Source organism: Caldicoprobacter faecalis (assembly GCF_900115765.1).
Classification (GTDB): Bacteria; Bacillota; Clostridia; order Caldicoprobacterales; family Caldicoprobacteraceae; genus Caldicoprobacter; species Caldicoprobacter oshimai.
Map to the genome: position 1 here is coordinate 24,757 of NZ_FOXR01000028.1, position 8,810 is coordinate 33,566.

The window sequence follows — 8,810 nt, forward strand, 5'->3', positions numbered from 1 at the left end:
TTGTTGCCCATTATCGGCATTTTGGTGGGCATAATCCTAGGGTTGACGTTGCCGATACATATACCTACGGCATATTCATCCTATATGTCAATTGCTGTTCTTGCAGCTTTAGACTCGGTCTTCGGTGGGATAAGGGCAAGCCTCGAGCAAAAATTCGAGCCCGATGCCTTTATATCCGGATTTTTTGGCAATGCATTTCTAGCTGCAGGTCTGGCCTATATAGGAGACAGGCTTGATGTGCCCATATATCTGGCAGCCATCTTTGCTTTTGGTACCAGGCTTTTTCAGAATTTCGCCATGATTAGGCGCCATCTTTTGAATCGTTGGCGTGAAAGAATTAGGCAATGAAAAATTGCTATAAAGAGATTTAATTTTACTCAATTATATGGTAACATACTATTATAGTACTATTGACAGTTTGTACTAGCTTGATAAAGGACATGCCTTATATAAAAAGCGTGTTTGGTGGGTTGACAAAAATACGCAATGCGAGTGAAATAGGTATAAATGCTTCAAATGGGGCTGTCCAATCTGTGAATGAGCAGATAGTCAGTGCCAGATGTACAAATATCCTGTGAGGATAAAGGTAGCGTGGACTACCTTGGATTTAGTTAATTGAAATTTTTTAGGTTGTAAAGGGGAGGGTGTATTTTGATAGAGTTTGATATTGACATGGAACAATTTGCTGAAATTAAGGTGGTCGGGGTAGGGGGCGGAGGAAACAACGCTGTAAACAGGATGATACAGTTTGGCCTGAAGGGTGTAGAGTTTATTGCCGTAAATACCGATAAACAAGCCTTATTCGCTTCACAGGCCAATCAGAAGATACAGATCGGCGAAAAGCTGACAAAGGGCCTGGGTGCCGGTGCCAATCCCGAAATTGGGCAGAGGGCGGCCGAAGAAAGCCGGGAAGAGATTACACAGGCACTGAAAGGAGCTGATATGGTATTCATAACAGCAGGCATGGGCGGAGGTACCGGGACGGGGGCTGCTCCCGTTATTGCCGAGATCGCCAAAGAGCTGGGGATCTTGACGGTAGGGGTGGTCACCAAGCCATTTGCTTTTGAAGGTAGACAGAGGATGCTGAACGCGGAAAAAGGGATTCAGGAACTCAAGCAAAGGGTTGATACCTTGATCACCATACCCAATGATCGGCTGTTGCAGATTGTTGAAAAGCGTACTTCTGTGCTAGAAGCTTTCAGAATAGCGGATGATGTCTTGCGGCAAGGTGTTCAGGGTATCTCCGACCTCATAGCGGTTCCGGGCTTAATCAATCTGGATTTTGCCGACGTGAGGACTATTATGAAAGAAAGAGGATTGGCACACATGGGCATTGGCAGGGCCAGCGGTGAAGGACGTGCTTTAGAAGCGGCCAAACAGGCTATCCAAAGCCCGCTGCTTGAGACCACCATTGAAGGTGCCAGAGGTGTGTTGCTGAATATAACTGGAGGCGAGAACTTAAGCCTGTATGAGGTCAATGAAGCTGCAGAGCTGGTGGCTCAGGCTGCAGACCCGGATGCCAATATAATCTTCGGAGCGGTGATCGATGAAAACCTTCAGGACGAAATACGAATTACTGTAATTGCTACCGGTTTTGAGGAAAAGAACAAGAAAGATGACGGGAAAAAGAAGATAGAACGGGCGGCAGAAAAGCTTTTTTCAAGTGCCCGAGATGAGGATGAGTTAGATATACCCGTTTTTTTAAGAAGAACTAGAGGATAGTAAGGCTTTTCATGTAGGGTTGGTTAAAAGTACACAAGAAGGTTTCACTTTGTTTCTTGTGAGCCACCACATCTACAGGTGGTTGGTAGTTTACGCGTATTTGTTGTAACATACAAAAATAGAGGGAATTTTAGTTCAAAAGCACAAAACGACAATAAAAATTGTTTTTATTGTCGTTTATTTTTTTGTTTTATCAGACCTATTTTTACAAATTTTTAAACATGCCCTGCTTTATAATAAAGGCGAAGGTAAGGGGAATGGGGATGCTCTATGGGGTAGAGTACAGATATGTGGATATATTATGGCTGGATAATTTTGTAATGAATTTTTCGATACTGTGGATTACCTTCAGGATATCTAAAGTAAAGGGTTCTCTTTGGAGGTTGTGGATTTCAGCGGGAATAGGGGCCTTATATGCAATCATATTTTTTATACCGGGATTTGAAGTTTTGCATAGCTTTTTCCTCAAAATAGCCTTATCGTTGATAATGTTGCTGGTAGCATTTAAGTTTAACACTTTTAAAGACTTTTTTAAGGCATTCACTTTCTTCTATGCTACTACTTTTGTTTTTGGAGGCGTTGCGCTGGGACTGCATTTTTTTACACAGGATTACATCGCCATCGAAAAAGGCGTTTTTGTGATAAAAGATTACCCTGTCAATAAGCTGATAGTAACCGGCGTGCTAGTTATTATCTTAATGCATGCCATGTGGCGGTTTATTCGCCTGCACCTTTCCAAAGACGAGCTGCTGTATAAGGTGAAAATATACTTTGATGGGAAGGAAGTCATGGTTGATGCACTGCTTGATACTGGTAACATGCTTTTGGACCCCATAAGTAAGCATCCTGTTATGGTGGTAGAGTTTTCAAGGGTTAAGGAGTTGTTGCCTCAGGAAATACGAGAGATATTTACTAGGTCGCTGGAGGGTGACTTCCATACGGTGGTCCAGGTCATCAGCAAGTCAGGGTGGATTGAGAGATTTAGAATAATTCCATATACCACGGTAGGGAATCCTAGCGGCCTGTTGATGGGTTTTAAGCCCGATGAGGTTTTGGTATTAAAAAACGGAAAATGGTATACCGTTGGAAACGTTGTTGTTGGGATATATAACGATAAATTGTCGAGGAACGAGCATTATCAGGCATTGGTTCATCCAGAGATAGTCGCTTGAAAGGAGGGGGGATTGTAAAATGACGTTTTACAAAAGGCTTACCATGCATTACTATCTTTTTATCATGAAGCTGCTCATAAAATTTCCCCGACTCAAAGTGTTGCCTATCTTCTACATAAGCGGAAGCGAAGCCCTTCCGCCTCCCCTTACCAATGAGGAAGAGGATCAGCTTCTTCATCGGTTGGAAAAGGGCGATACCTCTGTAAAGAGCACGTTGATTGAGCGAAATTTAAGACTGGTGGTATATATTGCTAGGAAGTTTGAGAACACAAAGGTTGGGGTGGAAGACCTGGTTTCAATTGGAACTATTGGACTTATTAAAGCAGTTAATACGTTTGATCCATCGAAAAAGATTAAGCTGGCTACCTATGCTTCACGGTGTATCGAGAATGAGATTTTGATGTACCTGCGAAGAAATTGTAAAACGAAAGCCGAAGTATCGTTTGATGAGCCTTTGAACGTGGATTGGGATGGCAATGAACTGCTGCTATCTGACATACTTGGGACCGATAACGACCTGGTCTATAGGAGCATTGAAGACGAAGTGGAGAAAGAGCTGTTGGATATGGCAATAAACAAGCTTTCAAAGCGGGAGAAGCGCATAGTGGAACTGAGGTTCGGGCTGGGTAACGGCAAAGAAAAGACGCAAAAAGAAGTGGCTGATATGCTTGGAATCTCACAATCTTACATATCGCGGCTAGAAAAAAGGATAATAAAAAGGTTAAAAAAGGAAATTAATCGCATGGTGTGATTCTGAATAAAATCCTCTGTCCAAGGTAATACTTTCAATAGAATCTGTTCAAAGAGCTAGCAGCAACATCGTGTGAAAGGGATGGAGGATTTTTGGTATGTCGGCAAACAAAGTTGAGATTTGTGGCGTAGATACATCCAAGTTACCGGTGCTTTCCAACGAAAAGATGCGAGAGTTGTTTGAACGGATGCATGCAGGCGATAAAAGCGCGAGAGACGAATTCATCCAGGGAAACCTCAGGCTGGTATTGAGCGTGATTCAAAGGTTTAGCAACCGAGGGGAGAACATCGATGACCTTTTTCAGGTGGGGTGTATCGGACTTATTAAGGCTATTGATAATTTTGACCTTTCTCAAAATGTAAAATTCTCAACCTATGCTGTACCCATGATCATCGGAGAGATAAGGCGGTACCTCAGGGACAACAATTCCATAAGGGTTAGCCGCTCGTTGAGGGATATCGCATACAAGGCCCTGCAGATAAGGGATCAGCTCATAAGCAAAAACGCCAAAGAACCTACCATAACCGAGATCGCCAATGAGCTCAACCTTCCAAGGGAAGAGGTGGTATTTGCTCTGGATGCCATCCAGGACCCGATTTCCCTTTTTGAGCCCATCTATCACGATGGAGGGGATGCCATTTACGTGATGGATCAAGTAAAGGATGAGAAAAATGAGGACGAGAGCTGGCTTGAGGGGATAGCTTTAAGGGAGGCCATGAAGAAGCTTAACGAGAGAGAAAAGCTCATATTGACCCTAAGATTTTTTGAAGGTAGGACCCAGGTAGAGGTGGCAAAGGAGATAGGTATCTCACAAGCCCAGGTGTCCAGGCTTGAGAAAACGGCCCTTGCACATATGAGGAAGTATATATGATGTTAATTTAAAATCAGATTCAGAAGAGAAGCCTTTGCTTTTGTGTAAGGCTTCTCTTTTTGTCATTTTGTTTTGCTCAGTGCCTGTTCGAAGGATGAACGTTGTAGATGTAATTGAATTTCATATGGAGCTATATGGCATTTTTAAGTTCCAATGTGAATAAACTTTATTGGACGAAAACGCGGATGAAAACGGGGGAGGGTTACCATGGAGAAAACTTCTGACTTCAGGCAGAAGGAGGTTATCAATATCAGAGATGGCAAGCGGTTGGGCGTAATAGTCGACATGGAGTTTGACCTGCAAAGCGGGAGGATTACAGCCATTGTGGTGCCAGGCCCCAGCCGGTGGATGGGGTTTTTGAAAGGAGATCAGGACCTGGTCATACCTTGGGAGAACATAAAAAAGATAGGGGATGATGTTATACTGGTTGATGTGGATCCAGCTGCCATAAAGAAGTAAATCTATCCTGGGAAGTGTAGCGCGGCATTAAAAACGATAAGGGTGGACGAGCTGACCTGAAAGGGCTATAATAATAAACAAAGAAAGCGAGGCTTTTAGCCCTGCTTTCTTGCTTGGCTGTCCCAAATACCGCCTGTTGGGGATGGGATAGCGTGAAAAAGGCGGATTATAAATACCCTAACCATCTAAACCGGTGCGCATTCGCGCGGTTTGGATGTTCGGTCAGACAGCCATGAAATGCCCTTTTTGCTACCATATGGAGAGCAAAGTGGTGGACTCGCGTCCCACCGATGAAGGCCTTACCATTCGCAGACGGCGTGAGTGTACCAAGTGCGGCAAACGGTTTACCACTTATGAGAAAATTGAGCAGCTGCCGGTATTTGTCGTCAAGAAAGATGGCAGAAGGGAATCCTTCGATAGGGATAAGATCATGAGGGGGCTGTTGAAAGCCTGTGAAAAGAGGCCTATATCCCTCAAGGATTTAGAAGCGCTGGTTCAGGATGTCGAAAAGCAGGTCTTCAATTCCCTTGAGCAGGAGGTTACCAGTCAGCAAATTGGCCAGATGGTGATGGAAAGGCTAAAGAAGCTGGACGAAGTGGCGTATGTGCGGTTTGCATCGGTGTACAGACAGTTCAAGGATATAAACACCTTTATGGAAGAGCTAAACAAGCTTTTGAAGGAAAAAAATGACTGAATGAAGGGAAAAGGATGTTCAGGCATGGAATTCAATATGGGTTTTGAGCTGCGAGAAAGACAAGGCGTATGGTACTGCGTTATACCCAGTTTTGAAAGGACTGGATTGGTGAGCCATGGTTTCAGCACCAGAAAGGGAGGAGTAAGCGGTCAACAGTACAGCACCTTGAATTTGGGATTTAAGAAAGGCGATTCTTGCGATGCGGTTATGCAAAACTTTTTAAGGTTTTGCCGTGCGCTGGATATAAACCCTCATAATACAGTGTTCTCCGACCAGGTACACAGCGACAAAGTGGCTGTGGTTGGCGCCGGCGATAGGGGAAAGGGTGCCTTTAAGGAGAGCGATATACTCCAGGTGGATGGCCTTATGACTCAAGAGCCGCAGGTGGCTTTGGTGACGTTCTATGCCGACTGCGTCCCTCTGTTCTTTTTGGACCCTGTTCGCAAGGCCATAGCCTTAAGCCATGCAGGATGGAGGGGTACGGTAGCTTGCATAGGCGCGAAGACGTTGGAGGGCATGAGCCGGATGTTTGGTACGCGCCCCGAGGAGTGCCTGATAGGGATTGGCCCATCTATAGGCCCTTGTTGTTTTGAGGTGGACCTTCCGGTGGCAGAGCAATTTGCAAAAGTCTTTGACAAATATAAGGATATAATAATAAAGCCCGGTCAGAAACCGGGCAGGTATTACGTAAACTTGTGGATGGCAAATGCCCTGCAATTGGAAGAAATGGGGATTCCACACCACAACATAACTGTAGCGGACATGTGTACTAGCTGCAATCACGACCTGTTCTTTTCTCATCGCAGGGATAAAGGCAATACAGGCAGAATGGCCGCTCTATTGATGTTAAAGGGTTAAAGCCAAAGAAAAGGTGTGGGGCATCCCTGTTATGTTATACGTTAAAGCGGAACAGCACCACGTCGCCGTCCTGGATGACGTAGTCTTTGCCTTCAGACCTTACCAGCCCCTTTTCCTTTGCGGCTGTATAGGACCCCACGGCTACCAAAGTGTCATAGGGGATGACTTCGGCTTTGATGAAACCCCTCTCAAAGTCGCTGTGGATTTTACCTGCGGCTTGAGGGGCTTTGGTGCCCTTTTTGATTGTCCAAGCTCTAACTTCTTTGGGACCGGCAGTCAAAAAGCTTATGAGGCCCAGCAGGCTATAGCATGCCGATACCAGCTTGTCTAGCCCTGAGCTTTCCAGGCCCATCTCTTGGAGAAACATCTGTTTTTCTTCGTTATCCAGCTGCGCGATTTCCTCCTCGAGCTTGGCGCATATGACCACTACTTGAGCGTTTTCATTTTGGGCGTATTCTACGACCTTTTTGACCAGCGGAGAATCCTGAGCATTGCCTACGTCCTTTTCGGATATATTTGCCGCGTATATGACAGGCTTTGAGGTGAGCAAAAACAGCTGTCTCACAAAATCCTGCTGTTCTTCTGAGAAGGTGAGGCTTCTTACAGGAATTCCTTTTTCCAGGTTTTCCTTTATGTACTCCATTATCTGCAACTTTTCTGTACTGTGCTTATCCCCACCTTTTGCCATTTTTTGCACTTTTACCATCTGCTTCTCTAGGCTTTCCAGGTCGGCAAATATGAGCTCCAGGTTTATAATCTCTATATCGCGGATAGGGTCAACGCTTCCCTCCACATGGGTTATATCTTCATCTTCAAAGCATCTGACTACATGCACGATGGCGTCCACTTCGCGTATATGAGACAGAAACTTGTTGCCCAGTCCCTCGCCTTTGCTGGCGCCTTTGACCAAACCCGCGATGTCAACAAATTCGATGAACGCAGGGGTGACTTTTTCGGGCTTATACATCTCGGCCAATTTTTCAAGCCTCTTATCGGGAACGGGTACTACTCCCACGTTGGGCTCTATTGTACAAAAGGGATAATTCTCTGCCAGAGCTCCTGCTTTAGTGATGGCGTTGAAAAGAGTGCTTTTCCCTACATTGGGCAATCCTACGATTCCCAGCTTCATATTCATTCCTCCACCTAAATATTTCTTTCACATTTGAAAAATTATATATTATTTGCGCAAAATAATCAACGTTTAATCCAGTGCGATGATTCACGATGTGTTGAAAAAAATGTCGTTTTTTGATATGATAAGTCTGTACGTGGGAGCAAATGGAAGCCTTATTAAACTTTAAACCTTTAAGAAAAGTGCCAATTTGCCTTAAAATTTAAAGGAGGGCGATATTTTGAAGGTGGCATGGAGTAGCTCTCACGGCGAGTTTTTAATAAGTGATTCTTATTATTTTTCAGCTTTGGAACGGGAAAGCAGAAAAAAGGGTATAGAGATAGTGGAAGTTTCGAATTTCGACGAGCTGTTTTTTTATCCGGTAATAGTCTTCAATTACAGCGAGAAACCGTTTGATGAGGCAGAAATAAAGATAATCGAGAAAGCTGTCAGAGACGGAAAGCGCGTTATATTTACTGCACATTTTAACAATAAAGACAACGTTGCTGAAATATGTAATGCAGTCAGCGAGAGGTTCGGGTTGAGACTAAAGGAAGATGAGGTTGTGGAAGAAGAGAGTTTTGATGAAGGCGACCGCCGTATGGTGATCACTTCTAGAGTGGAAGCCTATGCCGAAGGCGTAAATCAAGTGGTGTTCCCTTACAGCGCTCCCATAGAGGTGTTAACCCCTGATGTACGCATAATAGTGCGAGGGCAAGAATCGGCTTCCACCGGCTCGGGGGAAAGGGCGCCTGTAATGGCGGCCGAACGAAGGATGCCCTCTGGAGGAAGTTTGGTGGTGTGCGGCAGCTGCCTCTTTTGGGACAACTATTCCATATTCCGAAAAGACAATTTGGCCTTTTCAATCAATTTGCTCAGCATGTGATATGGATGCTTTTGTCTTTGTGTGCTTTATCATAAAAGCAGCTCTGCGGGAAAAACTAAAAATGAGGATTACTTGAATCAATAAAAAGAGTATTGACAAGGAGAGGGCGTGTATGATAATCCATAACGGTCGTTGGCCAAGGGAGCTGATGGCGGCTTAAGAGAGCATAATAAAAGGAACAAAAAAAGGGTATGTCAATAGTCTGTGAAAATGTCACCTCAAAAAGGATAATTTTATTCAGTAAAAATGTCAACTATGGGTTTTAAAAAATATTACAGAGATAATT

At 44.3% G+C, this 8,810-nt stretch carries 10 protein-coding genes; 9 read left to right on the forward strand and 1 reads right to left on the reverse strand.

Annotation, left to right across the window (positions count from 1 at the left end; genetic code table 11):
* The 8 genes from BM241_RS09555 (at position 1) to pgeF (ending at position 6,527) form a co-directional block, all read left to right on the forward strand.
* Positions 1 to 348: a small basic family protein gene (locus BM241_RS09555; RefSeq protein ID WP_035146759.1), complete on the forward strand. Its 348-nt coding sequence runs from the start codon at positions 1 to 3 to the stop codon at positions 346 to 348.
* A 303-nt stretch (positions 349 to 651) separates the two neighbouring features.
* Complete coding sequence (ftsZ, locus tag BM241_RS09560; RefSeq protein WP_025747359.1) at positions 652 to 1,722, forward strand: cell division protein FtsZ; 1,071 nt, start codon at positions 652 to 654, stop codon at positions 1,720 to 1,722.
* Between the two features lie 263 nt (positions 1,723 to 1,985).
* Positions 1,986 to 2,894 (forward strand): sigma-E processing peptidase SpoIIGA, encoded by a 909-nt coding sequence (gene spoIIGA / locus BM241_RS09565; RefSeq protein ID WP_035146756.1) that lies wholly within the window; start codon positions 1,986 to 1,988, stop codon positions 2,892 to 2,894.
* 19 nt (positions 2,895 to 2,913) lie between these two features.
* Positions 2,914 to 3,645 (forward strand): RNA polymerase sporulation sigma factor SigE, encoded by a 732-nt coding sequence (gene sigE, locus BM241_RS09570; protein ID WP_025747357.1) that lies wholly within the window; start codon positions 2,914 to 2,916, stop codon positions 3,643 to 3,645.
* 97 nt (positions 3,646 to 3,742) lie between these two features.
* Positions 3,743 to 4,516 carry an RNA polymerase sporulation sigma factor SigG gene (gene sigG / locus BM241_RS09575; RefSeq protein WP_025747356.1) on the forward strand — a complete coding sequence of 258 codons (774 nt, stop codon included), beginning with the start codon at positions 3,743 to 3,745 and terminating at the stop codon, positions 4,514 to 4,516.
* 207 nt (positions 4,517 to 4,723) lie between these two features.
* Positions 4,724 to 4,975, forward strand: coding sequence for a YlmC/YmxH family sporulation protein (locus BM241_RS09580; protein ID WP_092282625.1), 252 nt, complete (start codon positions 4,724 to 4,726; stop codon positions 4,973 to 4,975).
* Positions 4,976 to 5,207: 232 nt separating this feature from the next.
* On the forward strand, positions 5,208 to 5,669 hold the full coding sequence (nrdR, locus tag BM241_RS09585) for a transcriptional regulator NrdR (protein ID WP_025747354.1): 462 nt from the start codon (positions 5,208 to 5,210) through the stop codon (positions 5,667 to 5,669).
* A gap of 24 nt (positions 5,670 to 5,693) precedes the next feature.
* Positions 5,694 to 6,527 (forward strand): peptidoglycan editing factor PgeF, encoded by an 834-nt coding sequence (gene pgeF / locus BM241_RS09590; RefSeq protein WP_025747353.1) that lies wholly within the window; start codon positions 5,694 to 5,696, stop codon positions 6,525 to 6,527.
* 34 nt (positions 6,528 to 6,561) lie between these two features.
* Here the strand turns inward: pgeF and ychF are convergent, their stop codons facing one another.
* Complete coding sequence (gene ychF, locus BM241_RS09595; RefSeq protein ID WP_092282626.1) at positions 6,562 to 7,656, reverse strand: redox-regulated ATPase YchF; 1,095 nt, start codon at positions 7,654 to 7,656, stop codon at positions 6,562 to 6,564.
* 229 nt (positions 7,657 to 7,885) lie between these two features.
* Between ychF and BM241_RS09600 the strand changes: the two genes are divergently transcribed.
* Positions 7,886 to 8,524 (forward strand): DUF4350 domain-containing protein, encoded by a 639-nt coding sequence (locus BM241_RS09600; RefSeq protein ID WP_318249424.1) that lies wholly within the window; start codon positions 7,886 to 7,888, stop codon positions 8,522 to 8,524.
* Positions 8,525 to 8,810 lie beyond the last annotated feature (286 nt).

What these genes read in the sequence shown, in the direction of transcription:
- spoIIGA (WP_035146756.1), top strand. Translation starts at nt 1,986, where the DNA reads ATGCTCTATGGGGTAGAGTACAGATATGTGGATATATTATGGCTGGAT.
- sigE (WP_025747357.1), top strand. Translation starts at nt 2,914, where the DNA reads ATGACGTTTTACAAAAGGCTTACCATGCATTACTATCTTTTTATCATG.
- sigG (WP_025747356.1), top strand. Translation starts at nt 3,743, where the DNA reads ATGTCGGCAAACAAAGTTGAGATTTGTGGCGTAGATACATCCAAGTTA.
- BM241_RS09580 (WP_092282625.1), top strand. Translation starts at nt 4,724, where the DNA reads ATGGAGAAAACTTCTGACTTCAGGCAGAAGGAGGTTATCAATATCAGA.
- nrdR (WP_025747354.1), top strand. Translation starts at nt 5,208, where the DNA reads ATGAAATGCCCTTTTTGCTACCATATGGAGAGCAAAGTGGTGGACTCG.
- pgeF (WP_025747353.1), top strand. Translation starts at nt 5,694, where the DNA reads ATGGAATTCAATATGGGTTTTGAGCTGCGAGAAAGACAAGGCGTATGG.
- ychF (WP_092282626.1), bottom strand. Translation starts at nt 7,656, where the DNA reads ATGAAGCTGGGAATCGTAGGATTGCCCAATGTAGGGAAAAGCACTCTT.